The following is a 19,357-nucleotide window of genomic DNA, read 5'->3' as shown; positions in this document are numbered from 1 at the left end:
AGGCCTACCTCCATCGGTAAGCCTGTGAATCACAACCTCTCGCTCAGTTCAATAAATTAATAGGGCCTGAGCCTAAACCAGTTTAGCACTGTCTGGTGGCATAACGGTAGGAGGGATAACGCATTTATAATTTTTATTTTTAATGTTCTGGCTTTCATTTTGAATTATGTGGGGATTCTCCAGAATATTTATAGCTGTTGCGGCCATAATTTTAGCTGCATGCAGCATGCCCTTATGAGCAAGGGAGGACTTTCCCTGTGCAGTAGCCTGCCATGAATGAAGCGAGGTCCCGACAGCCATAGTAGTCGCAAGTAATTGTACGGTTGGTACAATCCAACTAACATCACCAATGTCTGTTGATCCTAAAATATTTTTTGTGAAATAGGGACGATATGGAATAACCTCGTTAAAAATGGAGACATTTTCCTGATACGGAATTTCCATCATGCTATAGGCAGATACAATATCCGTTTGTGGAATGGTCGCCTGAATATCCTGAGCATATTGATAGTCTGTAGAGCTTAATTGTAATGGGCCGAGCTCTTCAATATTATGCTGCAAAAGTTTTTCCAGCTTTGGTGCGGGTGTTAAGTTAGCCATACCACTTAAAACCTGAATATTTACTTGTGTTTCAGTCATCAGCGCGGCGCCATGCGCTATATTTTCCACACGCTTTTGTAGCGGAAAAAGATCTTCAAGTTTTTCAGCGCGTATCATGTAACGGATACGCGTTTCAGACTGCACAACATTCGCCGCTTTTCCTCCAGCATTTATATAAGCGTAATGGATGCGGGAGGTAGGTAGCATGTGTTCGCGTAAGTAATTGACCCCCACATTCATAAGCTCTGCTGCATCCAGAGCTGAACGCCCAAGATGAGGAGACATGGCGGCGTGAGAAGATCGACCGGTAAAAACAAAATCTATGCAGACATTGGCGAGAGAAGAAGGTGGGCAGACAGTTGTAAAGGCGAAGGGGTGCCAACTAATAGCACAATCCACGCTCTCAAATGCACCATTACGAATCATAAACACTTTTCCCGCACCACCTTCTTCAGCGGGGCAGCCGTAATATCGCACCGTGCCGGGCGTTCCCGTTTGTTCCAGCCAGTCTTTTACCGCAGTTGCGGCTGCCAGGGCCCCCGCACCAAGTAGGTTGTGCCCACACCCATGCCCATTACCATCTGGAATGACCGGGGCAGCGTGGAAAACATTGGCCTGCTGGCTAAGGTTCGGGAGTGCATCAAACTCCCCAAGGAAAGCAATGACCGGGCCGCCTTTTCCGCTTTCTCCCATGACAGCCGTTTTTAGGCCTCCTGCACACTCTTTAACCCTAAACCCTTGTTCCAAGAGTGTTTTTCTATGGAGTGCACAAGAAAAAACCTCCTGAAAATTGGTTTCGGGCACGTCCCACACACGGTCACTTAAAGTTTCAAAAATATGGCCTTTCTGGTCAACCAGTTGCCAGATTGTTTTCTCATTCTGCAATTTCACGATCCTTTTTTGTAAAAATAATATAAATTAGGGAAATCAGTAGCGTCATTTTCAGCTCGTTAATGCATTAATGTTTATTCATCAAAAAATTATAGTGAAATATAGATATCTTATTGACGTAAAATTATGCATGTGTGATTTATATCAACTTTATAAAATAGTTAAATTATGAAGGCGCAGGGTAATGTCGTTGAGTGGTGATCTTTTTTTCCAACACATAAACCACACAAAAAAGCGGTATTTGCTTGTTGGCGTCTGTGCAACCCTTCCTCTTTCTGCTGCCCATGCTCAGGATACTCGGTATAGTAAAAAAGCTTCTACTACTCCGACCGATGTGGTGGAGACAGGGATGTCTTCCAGTGAAAAATCGGAGTCTGTTATTGTTACAGGCACCCATGCCACCAACCGAAAAGCCCGAGATAGTACTTCGCCTATAACCGTTGTCTCTGCCGCAACTTTACGGAGGTCAGGCCAACTAAATCTGGCTGACGCAATAACCCGTGTTGACCCGTCCATTACCATGGCAACCTTACCGACAGAAACAGGGGCGCTTACCTCTGCTATCCGTATGCGTGGGTTGAACCCTAACGAAGTGCTGGTTCTGGTGGATGGTAAGCGCAGGCATACAACAGCCAATCTGACTGCCGCAGCAGGCCCACAGCAAGGCTCAACGGCTGTAGATCTTAATATGATACCAGCTAACGCAATTGATCACATAGAAATATTACGGGATGGCGCGGCCGCTATGTATGGGTCAGACGCCATTGCTGGCGTTGTCAATATCATCACCAAGAAAACGAACCACGGCCTTGATGCTTCTGCTCAGACGGGGGCTAACGCCTATAATGGCGACGGCTGGCAATATTCTGTTGGTATAGATGGCGGCATGAAGTTGGGGCGGGATGGTTTCCTGCATTTGAGTGGCCAAGTGTATCATACGGATCATTTCATTAATAGTTCGAAAAGTGTCTGGAGCCACCAGTGGACCCCTGGGTCTTCTTGGGCCCCTACATCAGACAAAAGTCTTTCTACGCCTGAAGAAACAAGAGGTAACCTCGCTCTGGAATGGGCAAAGCCTGTTACAGAAGAGATAGAAAGCTACGGCTTAATTACTTATGCACATCGGCACGCAGAAGCCATAGAGCATTACCGCCTGCCAACAGTAGCACCTACAGCGTTTCCCGCAGGATTTTCACCGCTTGAAATTATTGATGAGGATGATTACCAGGCCAATATTGGTCTACGTGGCAAAAACTTTTTAGGATTTGATTGGGATATTAGCACTCTCTACGGAGAGGATAATGACCGGATTGATAATAAAGATACTTTCAATTCGGGTTATTATAAAAAATATGGCTACTCTCCCACCAAAGTAAGAGCCTCAAATTTTACCCTATCCCAATGGACCAGCAATCTTGATCTACGGCGTAACTTCTCTATTGCGCATACCGTACCAGTCACTCTTGCTATGGGCGCTGAGCATAGGCTGGAAATGTATGGTATTCGTGCAGGCGATCTGGCTTCATATTCAGAAGGGGGCATGGCCTCTTCTACAGCGCTTTCACCATATAATGCTGGCCATTGGGATCGAAATGTATGGGCCGGTTATATAGATGGAGACTTCCACCCGCTTAAACACTGGGATCTCGATTTTGCCGGGCGCTTTGAACATTATACGGACTTTGGTAACACAGAAAATGGTAAAGTCAGCACGCGTTACGACTTTACCAAGCGCATTGCATTACGTGGTACCGTCAGTAACGGCTTTCGTGCGCCGTCTTTGGCTGAAGAACATTTCAGCAATCTCGGGGTAACACCCACAGGGGCTTCCGGTTTGCTGTCAACAACCAGTGACGCTGGCCGCTCGATTGGGGCGCAACATCTCAAACCTGAGCGTTCTACTAACGTTGAAGGTGGCATTATTCTGGAGCCGATTGATGGTTTCCATATCTCGGCAGATGTTTACCAGATCAATATTCGGGACCGCATTATTGGGTCAGGATTTGTGAATGGTCAGACAGCGTATGATGCCATTGCCCAGACAGGTATGGAGCTTCCTACAGGCGGGAACGTCAACCTTAACAACATCAAAGCCAACTATATGGCAAACGCCGCAAGCACGCGTACGCAAGGCTTGGATCTTCAAGCTGATTATCTTTTACATTTGCACCGATATGGAAATCTAACACTTTCCATGATGCTTAATCTCAATCGTACCCGTCTGCATCATGTTAACACCAATGCTTATGGCAACCCTTTGGTAAGTGCCCAGACAATTGGTTACCTCACGACAGCCTCGCCAAGAAGCAAAATTGTGCTGAATGCGTTCTGGAGCAACGGTGTGTGGGATGTGAACGTGCGTCAGACACGTTATGGGCAGACAACATCGCTGCTCACATATCAAGATTTAGCGCCTGCTGCTGTCAGATATTCCACATCTCAGTTTTCTGAATTCAGTAACACGCCTGTCTGGATGACTGATCTAGAAGTGGGGTACCGCTTTAACCGACACTGGCATGCCTCCATTGGTGCAAATAATATTTTTAACCAACGGCCACGGCATGTCCCGGCACAAAATAACTATCTTGGAACACGTCCGTATGATCAGGTTGCATCTAGTCTGCCTATTTATGGCGCATACTACTACGGGCGCGTTAATGCCAGTTTCTAAAATTAAGTTTCTTTTTTCATGAAGAGAGAAGTGTTTTGTGCTGGTGTTCTTATGGTTCTAGGGCTTTTTCTGGTTCAGAACTTAGGGCGTAAGGCGGAAAATTTTATTCCGTACCAAACAGATATTTCCGTGCCTACCGCACAGGATCTGCAACAGCGTGTGCCGGCTGAATACAGACGTAGTGGAGCGTTGTTGGTTGCAACTCACCCAACAACGCCACCAACGGTATTCCTTACACCAGATACGATGCAGTTGCAGGGACGGGAGATTGATATCATGGCAGCTGTAGCCCAACTTCTGGGGCTAAAGTTGTACTGGGTGAACCCGGGCAGTTTGGGAAGCACAGTCCTGGGGCTTGCCAGCCATCGTTATGATATCGCTTTAGCTAACTTGAACGTAACAGAAACACGACTAAAAAAGATAGATTTTGTTTCATATTTTGATGACAAGCGCCTTGGTCTCTTGGGTTTGGCGGCAACGCAAGGGCAAGTTACCCAGTGGCATGATTTATGCGGTTTAACAATAGGAGCAGGGTCTGGCACAGAAAATGCAACCGTGCTGCAAAACCATAGTCGGGACTGCAAACAAACGGGAGCAGCGCCTATTACTGTCATGCTTTTTCCATCCCGCCCAGCAGGTGTTCAGGCCATTATTAGTGGCCGTGTTCCTTATTTTCTTGGCCCTTACGAAGGCGTAAAGGCCATGGCGCAAGGCAGCCACGGCCAAGTTGTTCTTACTGCTACACTAGACCGCCACGGAAGCTATGTTGGAATGGGCTTACCCCGCCAGTCCTCGCTAACACCGGTTATAACAGATGCAGTTAATCGTTTAATCGAGCTCGGCATTTACCAGAAAATACTTGGTAAATGGGACATTTCATACGGTGCAATTGGAAAAAGCTATAGCAATATGGATATTCTCAATTCCGTAAGTGCACAAAATGATGGGAGGGTCATACAGTGAGCCCCAATCTTGTTATTGTACCCAAGACAAAACTTGCGGAGCGCCTTGCGACCGTAGTTGTTGCAGCCTGCATCGCAGCGCTTCTGTATTCAATTTTTAAAAACCCTCATTTTGAATGGCAGATAGTTTTTGCAAATTTTACTGTGCCTGCCATGTTGAAAGGACTGTTAGTCACGCTTGAACTCACATTCTTTGCGGTTTTTTTTGGCTTTCCGCTTGGTACTATTGTAGCGGCAATGCGCCAGGCCGATAGTAAGTTACTGCAAAGCGTAAGCTGGTTTTATGTCTGGGTTTTTCGTTCCGTTCCCATGCTTGTACAGTTATTTTTCTGGTTCAATATTGCTGCGTTGTACCCGCGGCTAGCTTTGACACTGCCCGGTTTGGGAGAGCTGTATTCTTTCCCAACGAACCACGTGCTAACTGGCTTCTCGGCAGCAGTTCTAGCATTGGTTCTCCATGACGCCGCATATACCAGTGAAATTATACGTACCGGCTTACGGAGTGTTCCAACTGGCCAGCGGGATGCCGCACGAGCATTGGGGTTTACCAATTCTGGTGTGATGTATAACATTGTTTTTCCACAGGCATTCAGGGTCATTTTACCTGCTGCGGGCAATCAGATTATAAGCACATTAAAAGCAACATCTGTTGTTTCTGTAATAGCCTTAAAAGACGTACTGTATTCTGCTCAGGAAATTTATGAACGAACATACGATGTTATACCGCTCCTGATTGTGGCCTCTCTCTGGTACCTTGTTGTTACGTCTCTCTTATCCATGGGGCAATACTGGATAGAAGGTCGTCTTTCTCGTAAGGATGAACCATTATGAGCGATCTTGAAATATCGTGTGTTTCTAAAAAAATTTCAGGAAAAATCATCCTTGATGACGTCACCTTAATTGTACCGTCCGGACAAACCTGCGTGCTACTTGGCCCTTCGGGTTCGGGAAAATCCACGTTGTTACGGTGTATTAATCATCTTGATCGTATTGACAGTGGCATTATCCGGCTGAACGGTGAGATTATTGGTTACAGACAGTCTGGTGACAAGCTATACGAACTCTCTGGCCGGGAAATTGCAAGACAGAGAAGCAGAATAGGTATGGTTTTTCAACAGTACAACCTTTTCCCCCATCTTTCCGTTTTAGAAAATATTGTCATTGCACCAATTAAAATTCTTAAAAAAAAGCGAGGAGATGTTACAGATCAGGCATTAACTCTTTTAAAAACTGTAGGGCTAGAAAGTCACGCACATGCCCTCCCGCCATCACTCTCTGGTGGTCAGCAGCAGCGTATTGCCATTGTCAGAGCGCTTATCATGCAGCCTGAAGTCATGTTGTTTGATGAGCCTACAGCAGCACTAGACCCGGAACTAGTTCAGAGCATGGCGAGGTTGCTCAAGCAATTAAGCGAGCAAGCAATGACCATGGTGATTGTAACGCATGAGCTAAGTTTTGCCCGCGCTTTGCAAGGCAACGTCGCGTTTATGGATAATGGTCGCATTATCGAACACGGCCCTTCACATAACTTATTTACACACCCCAAACATGCGCGCACTGCCGAGTTTCTTCGTCAGTCTTGATAGTGAAATTTTTATAAGGACACAGCTATGTCAAAACAAATGCATTTAGGCGTTTTTGTGCAAGCAACTGGGCACCATGTTTCAGGATGGAGAGTTCCAGAGGCAGAAACCGGGTCAGAAAACCTAGCACTTCTCCAGAAAATCGCCGCGATAGCTGAGCGTGGCAAGTTTGATCTTTTCTTTCTGGCAGATGGGCTAACATCCAGCCTGACAGCACATCCCTCCACTATGGTACGGTTTGAACCCACAACTTTGCTGGGCGCGATTGCTATGTCTACCCGGCATATAGGGCTGGCAGCGACGGTCTCTACTACTTATAGTGAGCCTTATCAGGTGGCACGTACGTTTGCCTCTCTTGATCACCTTAGTAATGGTCGGGCAGCTTGGAATGTGGTCACAACCAGTTACGCACGCTCTGCTGCTAATTTCACTCGCTCTACTCACCCAGGTCACGATAACCGTTATGAAATAGCGGAGGAATTTGTCGATGTTTGCAAAGGGCTGTGGGATAGTTGGGATGATGATGCAATTGTTGCCGACAAGACCAGCGGAATATTTGCTCTACCAAGCAAAATGCACCAACTAAACCATAAAGGACAGTTTTTTACGGTGCAGGGCCCCCTTAATGCATCGCGACCACCACAAGGGCATCCAATTATTATTCAGGCAGGTTCTTCAGTGCCCGGACAAAATCTTGCGGCACGTACGGCAGATATCGTTTTTACCGCACAAGGGGATTTGGCAGAAGCGCAAGCATTTTACGCAAGCCTTAAAGGACGTCTTGTCCATTTTGGCAGAGACTGTAACGATCTTGTTGTTATGCCCGGTGTCTTCCCAGTTATTGGTCGCGATAAAACAGAAGTGGAAGAAAACTATCAAAAACTGAAAGAGTTGACCGATTTACCAAGTGCACTTGGGCTTCTTTCAGAACGTCTTGGGCACGACGTTACGCAATTTGACCTGGATGGCCCACTTCCAGAAGATCTTGCAATTTCTGATGAAATTCAAAGCAGGGGTGAGCTCTTAAAGGCTCTTGCCGTAAGAGAAAATATGACAGTGCGCGAGTTGGCGTTACATGTTGGAATGGCGCGTGGTCATAATGTGCTAAAAGGCACCCCATCTGTTATTGCCGACCATTTGCAGCAGTGGTTTGAGAGTAATGCAGCAGACGGCTTCAATATCATGCCAGCATGGTTTCCGGGGCAATTTGAGCTTTTTGTAGAGTACGTTGTCCCTGAATTGCAGAAAAGAGGACTTTTTAGGAAAGATTATGAGGGCACAACCTTGCGTGATATTTTAGGCTTAGCAAGACCACAAAATAGCTTTTTCCCAAAAGTTTAGGAACCGTTTTTATGCCTTCTTCCCTAACATATCGTTTTTCAGAGCTGGCATTAACCACACATCCTCCAGAAAGTGTAGTTGAGGTTTCTCGGTCTGGTTTAATCGATTACTTGGGTTGCGCCCTTGCAGGCATTGATAACCCAGCCTATCAGAAAGTGAGAGCGGCATTTTTGCCGCTGGCTGGACAAAAAGGCGGCTTGCTCCTAGGTCAAGAAACAGAGGTAGACCCGGCAACAGCGGCATTATTAAACGGTACACTTTCACATGTTCTCGATTTTGACGATATCCATTCCGATGTAAGAGGCCACCCTAGCATTGTGGTATTGTCCGCTTTGTTTGCATACTTGCCAAACATTCCAAATGTCACGGCTATTCAGTTCTTAGCGGCGTATTGTGTGGGAGTGGAGGCCATGGCACGCTTAGGGCGTGCCATGCGGCATAAACATTACGAAACAGGCTTTCATGCAACAGCAACTTTGGGCCCTTTGGGTGCTACGGTTGCCCTTGGGTATTTATTAAACATAACGCCAGATTTGCTAAGTAATTCTTTGGGGATAGCAGCTACACAAGCAGCAGGACTACGTGCTCAGTTTTCAACTGAAGTGAAGCCTATTCATGCAGGTTTTGCTGCACGTTCCGCTATCTCAGCCATTCTTTTGACTCTTGCTGGTGTTGAGGGAAATAGGAATATTCTTGAATCTCAATTTGGATTTTTTAAAACATTAGGTATGGATGACGCGCTGCCGTCAGTGTGCCTGAACGGTTGGGGAGAAAAATGGGCAATTGAAAAACCTGGACTGATTTTTAAGCTATATCCATGTTGTGGCGCAAGCTATTTGCCGATTTCTGCTTTCCTAAAGTTGCGCGAGAACAATAGTTTTTCATTGGAAAAAATAGAAAGAATAATCGTTACATTTCCGCGTGGGGGAGATGCAGCCTTAACTGTAACAAAACCAGAAACGGGGAGACAGGGACAGTTTAGTATTGAGTATATTTTAGCGGCGTTCCTTGTTAAAGGAAATATTGATTTGTCGCTGTTTAAAGATAAAGCCATAGCACCAGACATCTTATCTGTAATGCCGCTCATTTCAAGAGAAATAGATTTTCAGGCTCCATCTCTCCAAGAAGATCCAGAAAAGCGTTTTGCAAAAGTTACTATTATTTACAAGAACTCTAGATCTATTTCCTATGCTGCGCATTCAGTGCCTAAAGTTACTAAATATCAGATTAAAAATAAATTTCTCCTTAACACTAAACCAGTTTTGACGGGAAATCTTGATGTTTGGAACGATGTTCACTCTATGAAATCAAACAAAGATCTAATGTCATTTCTAGATTCATTAATTAAAATACAATAAATACTTATATAGAAAAATATTATATATTGATTCAAAAAATAGGATATATGAAGCAACAGAAAAAATAGAGAAAGATGGATTTTTCTAAGAATCTATCGGCTTCATGTGCGTGCTTGTGAGGCTTTAGCATTCAACTCGACTCTTTTCCGCTGCCTTTAGATTTTAAGGTGTTCCGTCCTAACGTAGAAAAAATTTTGTCCTATTCATATAAATTACCAAATACCACGTAGACATACCACGGTTTAGCTCCGAACCTTTAAGGCTGCAGATAGTCATGAAAGAGACCTGGGATAGGAGGAGCTTATAATGCTGGGCACCGAAAACAAAAGCAGGCTAAGGCTTACTTGCCATCACCTCCCTGACCGTCAAACGAAGCGGAGACAAGGAAACAGGTCTGTTGGCACCGGCTATGGGTTTTTGGGGATTGTCTGACAGACATGGCAAGGCACTCCTTCACCACAGAAAGGGGGGCACGGGGGAAAGCAACGCTTTCCCCTGACCAGATTGCAGACCATCGTGACACAACGTGTCCGCTGGTTTGCACGGCTGGCTTTAAAGTAAACAACTTTATCTGCAAATGGCCGAGCTGAAAAAATGAGGTTCCTTAACGCGTAGTAGACTACAGTGCCTAAAAAGGCTTTTTAACTCTCGATAAATTCCCACAACTCTCCGCAATAAAAACCATTTGAAATGGCTTTGAAACGAGAAACCACAAGGCAAGAATACTCTCTGGGAACGCTTTTTTTATTTTGGGTTTTCTAAAGGGACCTGAATGATAATATGGTCTTTTTGAATCAGGTCTCGAAAAACTTCATCGGTTGTTGCCCAGTCTAATACATCGACTTTCCAAGGCAGCAGAGAGGAAGAGAATGCCTCTTCCAAACCAACGCGTACCAGTAATGGTAGCAGCTCTTCTCCAAGAATTGCGAGGTTCAAATCTGAATACGGTTTGGCAGTTCCTCGTGCTCTGGAACCAAATACTCAAACCTCTTTGCCTGTCACAAACTCTTTGAGAAGAGTTGTCACTATAAGCTATTCCTCTGGGGTAAGAGCTAAAATCGATTTCATACGGTGCGATCTTTTAAGATCTGGAGGGTTCGAAGAACCATGAATTACAAACTTCTTTTCCTGATTTTAGGGCAGTAGGCGGGCATTAAAGGTTCTGGATGATAATTTTCGCTCTACATTTTGAACAGAGTGATAGTTTCACGCTCTGGATCACTGTATATAGCGCGGCATGGATTTGAGATGAGGCTTTTTCTTGTGAACCTTCAAGACAAAGTCATGCTTTTCCATGAAGTCCTCATTGGCTTTTGAGCGGTAGGCTGTATTCCCCCAGACTGTTGATGTCATATTGGTTTTATCCAGCAGGCCTTTGCGTAGTCTGTCGCTATCGCTGGCCGCGGCAGCGGTCGCCTTCCATTGACGAGTCAGCCGAAATTTCCGGTCGATGGAAATATGCGATTTATAGACAAGGAGTGGGATGGCGAGATCCGTGAACGGGATCGTCCCGTCATCCTGACGCTTTGCTTGCGTAAACTTCTGCGTCCATCGCGCATGACGATCTTTATAGAGCAGCTCTGACGGCTTGCCTGCCAGTCCTGTGAGATCCGTCCTTCACGCAGATCAGCCTGCTCGGCGTTGGTATTACGTTACCTGGGAACTGCTACCAGTGTGGCACCCAGGATCTAACCTGACATCAGCGGGTAACCAGCGTTCCGCAGGGTGGCATTATAGCGATCAAACAGTGTTTCAATGGCATCCGCCTGGATCAGGCGTTCGCGCAACAGCCAGACTGTGTTTGGTATCCGGCACGCGATCCGACAGCCCCAGACCAAGGAAGCACATGAAGGACAGGCAGTCGTTAATCAGGTATTCCGTCCGCTCCTTGGGCAAATTGTTCAACATCTGGATGACCAGAATTCTGAACATCAACACTGGATCAAACGGCAGGCGACCGCCCTTGCTTCCGTCTGAATAGACCAGTGCCTCGTTCAACTCCGAACGGAACATCTCAAAATCCACAGTCCGGAAAAACGCTTCAAGTTGGTCACCGAGTCCACTCAACCGAGCAAGCCGCCCTTCAACATCAAAGAAACCAGGCTGCGTCATGAGCCACTCCTCCAGTCATACACAAGAGATAGAATCACAGAGAATGGCGGAAAAACAAAAGGTTTTTAGTACCCTCCAGATGCGCCGTTTCCTTCTTTTGGAGCGGATTAATGCCGCCCTACTCCCCCTAAAATCAGGCAAAGAAGTCTGTAATTCACGGTTCTTCGAACCCTCCAACTAACTATTGAGTTTGAATAGGCTGAACCACAAATAATAATGATACGCATTCTCACAATTGCGCGAGAACTATCATTGTGTATGCCAGATTACAATAAGACTTAAAAGCCTATATGTCTGATATAATTACATTTTCTCAAACATGTGAATAAATCCATATTTTGTGCATATGCTAAGCGGCGTTTTCAAACATGGATTGGCTGGGAGGAGACTCCTAAAGACTAAAAGCATCGTTAGACAGTTCGATTAACGTCAATCCTGCCACTCGGTTTAAGCCTAGTGCAATTGTTTAGGATCTAAAATGATCATATCGTCTGCTACAGATTATAGAGAAGCTGCACGCCGTCGGTTGCCTCCATTTTTGTTTCATTACATTGATGGTGGGTCTTATGCTGAAAGAACATTGCATAGAAATACATCTGATTTGGCAGATGTAGCACTCCGCCAACGTATTTTAAAAAATGTTTCTGGTCTAAGCACAGAAGTTTCGTTGTTTGGACGTAAACTTGCTATACCGGCAGCACTCGCACCAGTTGGACTAACAGGCATGTATGCCCGTAGGGGCGAGGTGCAGGCCGCTAAAGCAGCAAGTCTAAAAGGTATTCCCTTTACACTTTCTACGGTTTCTGTTTGCCCAATTGAAGAAGTGCAGGCCGCCGTGCGGGAGCCAATCTGGTTTCAGCTTTATGTCTTAAAAGACAGAGGCTTTATGAAAAATGTGCTGGAACGCGCAAAAGCCGCAGGCATTACTACGCTGGTCTTTACTGTTGATATGCCCACACCAGGCGCACGCTACCGTGATGCACATTCTGGTATGTCTGGGCCGTTTGCGGTTTATCGTCGTTATTTGCAGGCTGTAACCCACCCGGAATGGGCATACGATGTTGGGTTGCGGGGGCGCCCGCATGATTTGGGAAATATCTCAACATACCGTGGACAGCCTACAAAACTGGAAGATTATATTGGTTGGCTTGCCAATAATTTTGATTCCTCCATTAGTTGGAAAGACCTAGAATGGATAAGAGAATTTTGGACTGGTGATATGGTGATCAAAGGCATTCTTGACCCGCAAGATGCTCGAGACGCTGTAAGTTTTGGTGCAAACGGTATTGTTGTTTCGAATCATGGTGGCCGCCAACTTGATGGCGTCCTTTCTACTGCGCGGGCTCTCCCCCCCATTGCAGATGCTGTGAAAGATAGCTTAAAAATACTAGTAGATTCAGGCGTACGCAGCGGTTTGGACATAGCGCGTATGGTCGCTATGGGGGCTGATGCTGTGCTGCTGGGTAGGGCATTTGTGTATGCACTGGCCGCAGCAGGGCAAGCTGGTGTTGAAAACGTGATTACACTTATGACCAACGAACTACGTGTTGCCATGACCCTAACCGGTGCTAGCTCCATTGATCAAATAACAGCAAGCAGCATAGAGCAACTTGTAAAATAAAGCTAGGAATAGGGCAAAGCATGATAGACTTATAAAAGTCATTTTGTCTTTGCCCGAATAAACTGCTTCTTTCTCTCATTATATTTATAAAACCCACGGGAGATATCCTGGTATGGGCACGCATTTATTTTGCCAAAATGCATTTGCTATGTTTCAGTCTAAAACCATAAGAATATACGTTCTTTATTGTTTATACTTGTCACTTTCTTTGAGCATCCCGTGGGGAAAAGGATTTGCGACACCGGTGCCTATAGCCGTACCTGCTGGTGTAGAGGAGCATAAAAAGCCCACCCCCTTACATCATTCTGACCCTAATCAGCTTGAAGCTTTGTTTAATACTGTCAGTCTCTCTTACCTTTTAAATCATTCAGATGATGCTTTACGCGAGCGTGACTTAAACGCGGGGTATTTTGTTCCAACTCAGGCTTTTGGTAACCTTGTACCGCAGCTTAAATCACCTCGCAAATGGATGATGGATCGAGGTTATAGCTTTCAGTTTTCGTACAAAGGCGAGGCAATGGCCAATGTGGGTGGAGGTGTTAGTAAGGGTATGTCTTATGCCCATGAGCTCACTTGGGTAAATAACTTTGATTTTGAAAAAATGTTTGGTTGGAAAGGATGGAGTTTGCACGCTGTGCTTATGGAGCGTGCTGGCCGCGAAGTATCTTACGATCATGTGGGAGATCATCGTATTTTATTATCTGAAGTCTACAGTATGTCTGGCCATATGGCAGCCCATTTGGCAGATATTTATGTCGAAAAAAACTTCATGCATAATAAAATTGATATAAACTTAGGTCGTATTACCTTAACACATACTTACGGTACATCTGTATTATTATGCACATTTATGGTTCAGTGCTCAGCACCACCCGCACTTAAGGGAGTACAGGGGTGGAGTGTTTACCCCAAAGCAACATGGGGCGGCACATTACGTTTACGTCCGACACGAGACTTAGTTGTAAGAACTGGTGTTTATGAATCTGCGTCACTTACAGAAAACCCTTCAGGCTGGTCTTGGGGGAGTGAGAAAGCAACAGGCGTTATGCTACCTATTGAAGTTACATGGGAGCCCTTTATAGGCCCGCGTAAATTACCTGGGCATTATAAGTTTGGCTTTGGTCATGACACAACTGGTTATACAGACATGGTAGGTACAATCCCAACTTCCCTAATGGGGCAGTATTATCAACATAGACCCGAGAGCCGAGATACGTTTTATTTTGAAGCAGACCAAATGGTTTATAGAAGCCACGGTAACCATCAAATGGCGGGGGGCTATTTAATGGCTGGCTATATTCATAACACTCCTCAGGTTTCAGTGTTTTCAGATCAGGTTTATGTGGGTACGTCACTTTTGGGGCTTATTCCTGGCCGACCTTTTGACCGTTTTGGTGTGATGTATTCTTATTACCAGATAGGATCACGCCTCAATTTAGGGCAAAGGCTAAAGGGAATAGCAGGCTTGCCCTATGGCGCAAATGTCAATGGCCCACAGTCTCACACTGCCATACTAGAAGCTTACTACGGTATTCCTGTTGCACCAGGGTTACTTATTCAACCCTCATTTGAATATCAGATGCGCCCCGGCGAAACTTCGGTCATTCCGAATGCAACATTGGTTGGTTTAAAAGTTATCGGAAATCTCTAATATTTTGTGAAAATAAACTAAAAAAGGATATAACATGTCAAGCTGGTCTCAAAACTATGACCCTGCGCACAATATTTTGTTATCTAGCGCAGTGGCTATGCTACCTATTTTGTTCTTTTTTATTACATTACTTGTCTTACGCATAAAAGGTTACATCGCCAGTACACTAACGGTTCTTCTGACCTCTATTATCGCTCTTGCCTTTTATCATATGCCTGTTGCTTGCATTGTGGCCTCATGGGGATATGGTTTTTTATATGGGTTGTGGCCAATTGCATGGATTATTCTGGGGGCAGTTTTTCTCTATAAGCTCTCTGTTAAATCCGGTTATTTTGAAATTATCAGAAAATCTATCGTCGCAGTTACAGATGATCAGCGGCTACAAATTATTCTTGTGGCCTATGCCTTTGGAGCTTTTTTGGAAGGGGCTGCCGGGTTTGGTGCACCTGTAGCCATTACAACAGCTCTTTTAGTTGGGCTTGGCGTTTCTCCTATTATTGCCGGCGGTTTATGTCTTTTGGCAAATGCTGCACCGGGTGCCTTTGGAGCAATGGGTATACCGGTTATTGTGGGGGGACAGGTTATAAATACAGATCCTTCTTTAATAGCGCATCAGGCTATGCCTTCTCTTGCAGTTATTTCTTTAGCGGTACCCTTTATACTTGTCTTTATAGCTGATGGCTTACGTGGCCTGCGTGAGGTATGGTTACCCACGCTTGTCGCTGCTGTTACTTTTGCTGGGGTGCAAACCATCGTTGCGTTATCTGTAGGGCCAGAACTGCCTGATATTGTTGCAGCGTTAGCAACCTTAGTGGTATTGCCTGTTTTTTTAAGGGTATGGAAACCAGCCAACAAAAAGATACAAACAGAACAAAAAGCTGCTGAGCAAAATGTTTCAGCCGCAGAAATTATGCGTGCATGGGCACCTTTTGCAGTATTGACAGTATGTGTAGCAATTTGGAGTTCTGGGCCATTCAAGTCGCTCTTTAAACCAGACGGTGCATTGTCTTGGACATCTTTTACATTTCGGTTTCCGTTATTGCATGATGTTATTATAAAAATGCCCCCTGTTACGTCCAAGCCTACTCCTTACCACGCCTTTTTCCAGTTTAATCCCATTTCTTCCGTTGGCACCAGTATTATGCTGGCAGCAATTATTTCTACCTTTATTGTAAAAATAAAACCTGCACAGGCCATTTCTATTTTCCTTGAAACGCTAAAAGAGTTGCTTATCCCAATATACACCATTGGTACGGTGCTCTCATTTGCGTTTTTAGCAAATTACTCTGGTGTTTCAGCAACACTTGCGCTTTTGTTTGCATCAACCGGATCTTTCTTTGTGTTTCTCTCTCCTGTTCTTGGCTGGTTGGGTGTTTTTCTTACTGGTTCAGATACCTCTTCCAATGCTTTGTTTGGAGGGTTACAAGCCGCCACAGGGGCGCAAATTCATGTAAGTGGTGCCTTATTGGTAGCGGCTAATACGGTTGGTGGTGCCGTTGGCAAAATGATTTCACCCCAATCCATCGCAGTAGCCTGCGCTGCTGTGAATATTGTAGGTAAAGAAGGTGAAATTTTGCAATTTACTCTTAAATGGAGCCTACTACTCGTTGGCATTGTTGGTTTGCTTGTTGTAGGACAAACATTACTTTTTAATTAATACTTTAGAGATATTAAAGACCAATTGGAGGGTTCAATAATGGATTTATAATAGTTTTGTACCCGTTGGGAAATGAGTATCCCCCTCTTGCTTCAAAAGCGAGGGGGCAATTCATTCCTACTACCATCCTTCTAAACACCATTAAGTGAGTATCGAGCTTAGCAGGAACTATGAATATTCTTTCATCATTGACACGTGTGCGACAATGATTTTCCAACCAGTGTTCGTGTTAATCCATGTCTGCGTCTGCCGACCGATGCTCTGTGATCCCTGCCTTTGAAATTCTAGACTTATCATGGCAACGTGAGAGCTTAGAGGGGTAATACTGCGCCGCAAGACCGTTCTAGGCGGAGAACCACCCTGCCGGGCACGCCTAAAGGCTGCAATCTGCTCTGCACCATAAAGATTTTCCCCCACACCATACCTTACTACTTCAGGGCCATCATAGAAAAAACTGTCTAGTTTTTCTAAATCATTCGTACCCAAGGCCTGCTCATATGCGTCTGACAACGCCGAGAGTGTCTGTAGTAATTCTGAAGACGTGGGAAACATATTGTCTCTCTCAATCGGTTCTACGGTTTTGGCCAAATTTTCAAGAAAACAGAGTGCTATAAGTCTGCTGATCTAAAATTATACCTTGGTTTAAGCGAGCATCTCGTATCTGCCACTCACGTTCTCCGGGATAAAGAACTGGCACACCTGGAGTAGTCGACGGGCAAACAGACAAAGACGCAAGGTAAGTTTTCATAATGTGTTTAAAATGGCTGGCACCAAGAAATTTTTCCGGGTTTATAGCCATAAAAAAATGTCCAACATTTCTGTAGGTTTTATGGTCTTCAGTATCGGTCATGGGAATCATGTCCGCATCAAGTGTCGCCCCTGACAGGGCAGCAGAGAGTATGGTGATGAGGCCTGCTAAGCCTGCCCCCTTAAACCCGTAACTCTCACCCCCCAGTGGTAAAAGCATGAAGGCATCATGTGGGTTCCGGGTTACTTGACCATTTTGTGTTGCAGCAACATCGGGTGGTAAAAGTTTATCGAGTGATCGATAGAGGCGCACTCTATTAAACGGAATAGAAGAGGTTGCTGTGTCAAAAAACCACGGTAGGCCATCTTGTACCGGCGCGGCCGCAGCAAGCGGGTTTGTGCCATGAAAAGGTACCGTGCTACCGTGCAATGCCACGTTTGCATCAGAATTACTTAAAGCGATACCAATCATGTTTTGACTGGCAGCGTGCAAGGCATATGCTCCAGCTGCTCCAAAATGAGTGGAATGGGCTACACTGCATATCCCTACTCCGGCCTGTAGCGCCTGCTCGCACGCTTTTTCCATAGCCTGGTACCCGGCATAATGCCCCAACCCGTTATCTGCATTCATTAACGTAACAGCGGAGCTAGTTTGTGTAAGGGTCAGGTTGGGGGTGGGGTTGATACGCCCCCCACGCAGCATGGTTGCATAATGCACGGCCAGGCGCGCGCCGTGGCTGTCCACCCCCATAAGAGAGGCGTGCATGAGCGCTTGTGTAGCCGCCCGAGCAGATACGGTAGAAGCTCCAGCCTCACAGAGATACTGGAAAACCCGCCCTTCAAGCAGGGACGCAGGCACGCAGACAGTATGTTCTGTCATAAGCTGAAAATCCGTCTGTAATTAGGAATGAGCAGAAAGAGTAAGGCGGATTTGTGCATGGTTCAGCTTTTTCTCCCACGCACCAATGACAATTGGGGCCACACAGTTTCCGGCAAAATTACCTATTGCGCGGGCAATGCCAATAAACCAGTCAACTGCAACAAGCATGACAAGACTTGCTGATGGAATAGAGGGCACGGAAGCCAGCGTAGCCGCCAAGACTACAATAGCCATACCCGGCACACCATGCGCCCCTTTGGAGGCGATAAGAGCAGTCACCAGCATTGTGGCAAGCTGCCAAAATGCCAGATGCGTACCTGTAGCATTGGCCAAAAAAATAACCGCAACACCCAGATAGACTGATAGAGCATCAAGATTAAAGGAATACCCCGCTGGTACAACCAGACCAACGACCTGCCGCTCCACACCCATCTTTTCCAGCTTTTCCATAATACTGGGCAACACAGCGTCTGATGTGGTTGTGGTCAGCACAATGAAAATTTCTTCACGAAAGTAACGTGCAAACTGTATAGGATTAACGCCACAGGCAAGAAGGAAACCACCCAATACAAATACGATAAATGCTGCAATAAACAGAAAATAAAACAAAACAAAACCAGCCAGATGGAAAATTGTATCCATGCCATAGTGAGCAGTTGTCAGCATCATTGCGCCGAAGACACCCAAAGGGGCCAAACTGATAACGCATCGCATAATTCGGGAAAATAGTGTGGAAATGCTCTCAACTAGTGCCACAAGAGGGGCGCCTGCCTGCCCCATTTGGTTCAAGCAGCATCCGCTCAAAATTGCAAAAAACAAAATTTGCAACACATTACCTTCAGCAAAGGCAGAAAACGGTGTGTGCGGAATACAAGACAGAATAAAGCCACTGAATCCGCCAGAATGCAGCGTTGCGGCACTTCCTCCATAAGAGGAAATAAGCTGGGCATCTTGCTGCGTACTAACATAAGAAATGCTACGCCCCAGCCCGCATAGATATGCGGCTGCGACCGAAGCCAGTAGAACGCATGTTGTCATACCCTCAAAATACACAAGAGACCGCACGGCCAGACGGCCTACGGTCTTGAGAGAACCCGCCCCGACAATACCAAGCACCACAATGCAAAAAAGCAGCGGCCCGACCGCCATAACGATAAGACGCAGGAATATTGCTGTTGTCCAACGGACATCTTCCGCAAAAGACGGAAAGAAAATTCCTCCTACCAACCCTAGAACCGTAGCAATAACCACTTGAGAAAACAAACTGGGCATACGCAGAAAGC

The 19,357-nt window shown here is 45.6% G+C and carries 13 protein-coding genes and 2 pseudogenes; 9 read left to right on the top strand and 6 right to left on the bottom strand.

Annotation, left to right across the window (positions count from 1 at the left end):
* Window positions 1-72: 72 nt before the first annotated feature.
* Window positions 73-1,485, bottom strand: a complete 1,413-nt coding sequence (locus Abor_RS07275) for an amidohydrolase (RefSeq protein WP_048841197.1) — start codon at window positions 1,483-1,485, stop codon at window positions 73-75.
* A 355-nt stretch (window positions 1,486-1,840) separates the two neighbouring features.
* On the opposite strand from Abor_RS07275, the gene Abor_RS07270 reads away from it, so the two are divergent.
* From Abor_RS07270 to Abor_RS07245, 6 genes are read left to right on the top strand one after another with little or no spacing between them, the layout of a single operon-like run.
* Window positions 1,841-4,162 (top strand): TonB-dependent receptor plug domain-containing protein, encoded by a 2,322-nt coding sequence (locus Abor_RS07270; RefSeq protein WP_232015200.1) that lies wholly within the window; start codon window positions 1,841-1,843, stop codon window positions 4,160-4,162.
* A gap of 18 nt (window positions 4,163-4,180) precedes the next feature.
* Window positions 4,181-5,125 carry a transporter substrate-binding domain-containing protein gene (locus Abor_RS07265; protein ID WP_084594419.1) on the top strand — a complete coding sequence of 315 codons (945 nt, stop codon included), beginning with the start codon at window positions 4,181-4,183 and terminating at the stop codon, window positions 5,123-5,125.
* Window positions 5,122-5,955 (top strand): amino acid ABC transporter permease, encoded by an 834-nt coding sequence (locus tag Abor_RS07260; RefSeq protein WP_048841189.1) that lies wholly within the window; start codon window positions 5,122-5,124, stop codon window positions 5,953-5,955. The genes Abor_RS07265 and Abor_RS07260 overlap by 4 nt, the downstream gene beginning before the upstream one ends.
* A complete protein-coding gene (locus tag Abor_RS07255; protein WP_048841188.1) occupies window positions 5,952-6,707 on the top strand; it encodes an amino acid ABC transporter ATP-binding protein in 756 nt (251 codons plus the stop codon). Before Abor_RS07260 ends, Abor_RS07255 begins: the two co-directional genes overlap by 4 nt.
* Before the next feature lie 27 nt (window positions 6,708-6,734).
* Complete coding sequence (locus tag Abor_RS07250) at window positions 6,735-8,048, top strand: LLM class flavin-dependent oxidoreductase (RefSeq protein ID WP_048841187.1); 1,314 nt, start codon at window positions 6,735-6,737, stop codon at window positions 8,046-8,048.
* Between the two features lie 11 nt (window positions 8,049-8,059).
* Entirely contained in the window at window positions 8,060-9,406 is a 1,347-nt protein-coding gene (locus Abor_RS07245) for an MmgE/PrpD family protein (RefSeq protein WP_048841186.1), read from the top strand.
* Between the two features lie 744 nt (window positions 9,407-10,150).
* On the opposite strand, the pseudogene Abor_RS13130 reads toward Abor_RS07245, so the two are convergent.
* Window positions 10,151-10,375: pseudogene (locus Abor_RS13130) on the bottom strand (nucleotidyltransferase family protein); the annotation flags it as partial.
* A 252-nt stretch (window positions 10,376-10,627) separates the two neighbouring features.
* Window positions 10,628-11,518 (bottom strand): annotated as a pseudogene (locus Abor_RS07235) (transposase); the annotation flags it as partial.
* Window positions 11,519-11,996: 478 nt separating this feature from the next.
* Between Abor_RS07235 and lldD the strand changes: the two are divergent.
* The 3 genes from lldD to Abor_RS07220 all read left to right on the top strand — a co-directional run bounded on the left by lldD (window position 11,997) and on the right by Abor_RS07220 (window position 16,447).
* The gene (gene lldD / locus Abor_RS07230) at window positions 11,997-13,139 is read left to right on the top strand and encodes an FMN-dependent L-lactate dehydrogenase LldD (RefSeq protein ID WP_048841185.1); all 1,143 of its coding nucleotides are present in this window, start codon (window positions 11,997-11,999) and stop codon (window positions 13,137-13,139) included.
* Window positions 13,140-13,251: 112 nt separating this feature from the next.
* A complete protein-coding gene (locus Abor_RS07225; RefSeq protein WP_084594418.1) occupies window positions 13,252-14,790 on the top strand; it encodes a carbohydrate porin in 1,539 nt (512 codons plus the stop codon).
* A 34-nt stretch (window positions 14,791-14,824) separates the two neighbouring features.
* Window positions 14,825-16,447 carry a lactate permease LctP family transporter gene (locus tag Abor_RS07220; RefSeq protein WP_048841184.1) on the top strand — a complete coding sequence of 541 codons (1,623 nt, stop codon included), beginning with the start codon at window positions 14,825-14,827 and terminating at the stop codon, window positions 16,445-16,447.
* A gap of 168 nt (window positions 16,448-16,615) precedes the next feature.
* Here the strand turns inward: Abor_RS07220 and Abor_RS07215 are convergent, their stop codons facing one another.
* The 3 genes from Abor_RS07215 to Abor_RS07205 are packed head-to-tail and all read right to left on the bottom strand — an operon-like array spanning window position 16,616 to window position 19,346.
* A complete protein-coding gene (locus tag Abor_RS07215; protein WP_048841183.1) occupies window positions 16,616-16,999 on the bottom strand; it encodes an AtzH-like domain-containing protein in 384 nt (127 codons plus the stop codon).
* A gap of 40 nt (window positions 17,000-17,039) precedes the next feature.
* Window positions 17,040-18,074 (bottom strand): Ldh family oxidoreductase, encoded by a 1,035-nt coding sequence (locus Abor_RS07210; protein WP_048841182.1) that lies wholly within the window; start codon window positions 18,072-18,074, stop codon window positions 17,040-17,042.
* Window positions 18,075-18,095: 21 nt separating this feature from the next.
* The gene (locus Abor_RS07205; RefSeq protein ID WP_048841193.1) at window positions 18,096-19,346 is read right to left on the bottom strand and encodes a cation:dicarboxylate symporter family transporter; all 1,251 of its coding nucleotides are present in this window, start codon (window positions 19,344-19,346) and stop codon (window positions 18,096-18,098) included.
* Window positions 19,347-19,357: the final 11 nt, after the last annotated feature.

This window comes from Acetobacter orientalis (assembly GCF_000963965.1).
Taxonomy (GTDB): domain Bacteria; phylum Pseudomonadota; class Alphaproteobacteria; order Acetobacterales; family Acetobacteraceae; genus Acetobacter; species Acetobacter orientalis.
This window is presented reverse-complemented; position numbering and strand designations above follow the sequence as displayed.

Excerpts from the sequence above, each read along its gene's own strand:
- Abor_RS07255 (WP_048841188.1), top strand. The coding sequence starts at position 5,952 with ATGAGCGATCTTGAAATATCGTGTGTTTCTAAAAAAATTTCAGGAAAA.
- Abor_RS07265 (WP_084594419.1), top strand. The coding sequence starts at position 4,181 with ATGAAGAGAGAAGTGTTTTGTGCTGGTGTTCTTATGGTTCTAGGGCTT.
- Abor_RS07225 (WP_084594418.1), top strand. The coding sequence starts at position 13,252 with ATGGGCACGCATTTATTTTGCCAAAATGCATTTGCTATGTTTCAGTCT.
- Abor_RS07245 (WP_048841186.1), top strand. The coding sequence starts at position 8,060 with ATGCCTTCTTCCCTAACATATCGTTTTTCAGAGCTGGCATTAACCACA.
- Abor_RS07210 (WP_048841182.1), bottom strand. The coding sequence starts at position 18,074 with ATGACAGAACATACTGTCTGCGTGCCTGCGTCCCTGCTTGAAGGGCGG.
- Abor_RS07270 (WP_232015200.1), top strand. The coding sequence starts at position 1,841 with ATGTCTTCCAGTGAAAAATCGGAGTCTGTTATTGTTACAGGCACCCAT.
- Abor_RS07205 (WP_048841193.1), bottom strand. The coding sequence starts at position 19,346 with ATGCCCAGTTTGTTTTCTCAAGTGGTTATTGCTACGGTTCTAGGGTTG.
- lldD (WP_048841185.1), top strand. The coding sequence starts at position 11,997 with ATGATCATATCGTCTGCTACAGATTATAGAGAAGCTGCACGCCGTCGG.
- Abor_RS07250 (WP_048841187.1), top strand. The coding sequence starts at position 6,735 with ATGTCAAAACAAATGCATTTAGGCGTTTTTGTGCAAGCAACTGGGCAC.
- Abor_RS07220 (WP_048841184.1), top strand. The coding sequence starts at position 14,825 with ATGTCAAGCTGGTCTCAAAACTATGACCCTGCGCACAATATTTTGTTA.
- Abor_RS07215 (WP_048841183.1), bottom strand. The coding sequence starts at position 16,999 with ATGTTTCCCACGTCTTCAGAATTACTACAGACACTCTCGGCGTTGTCA.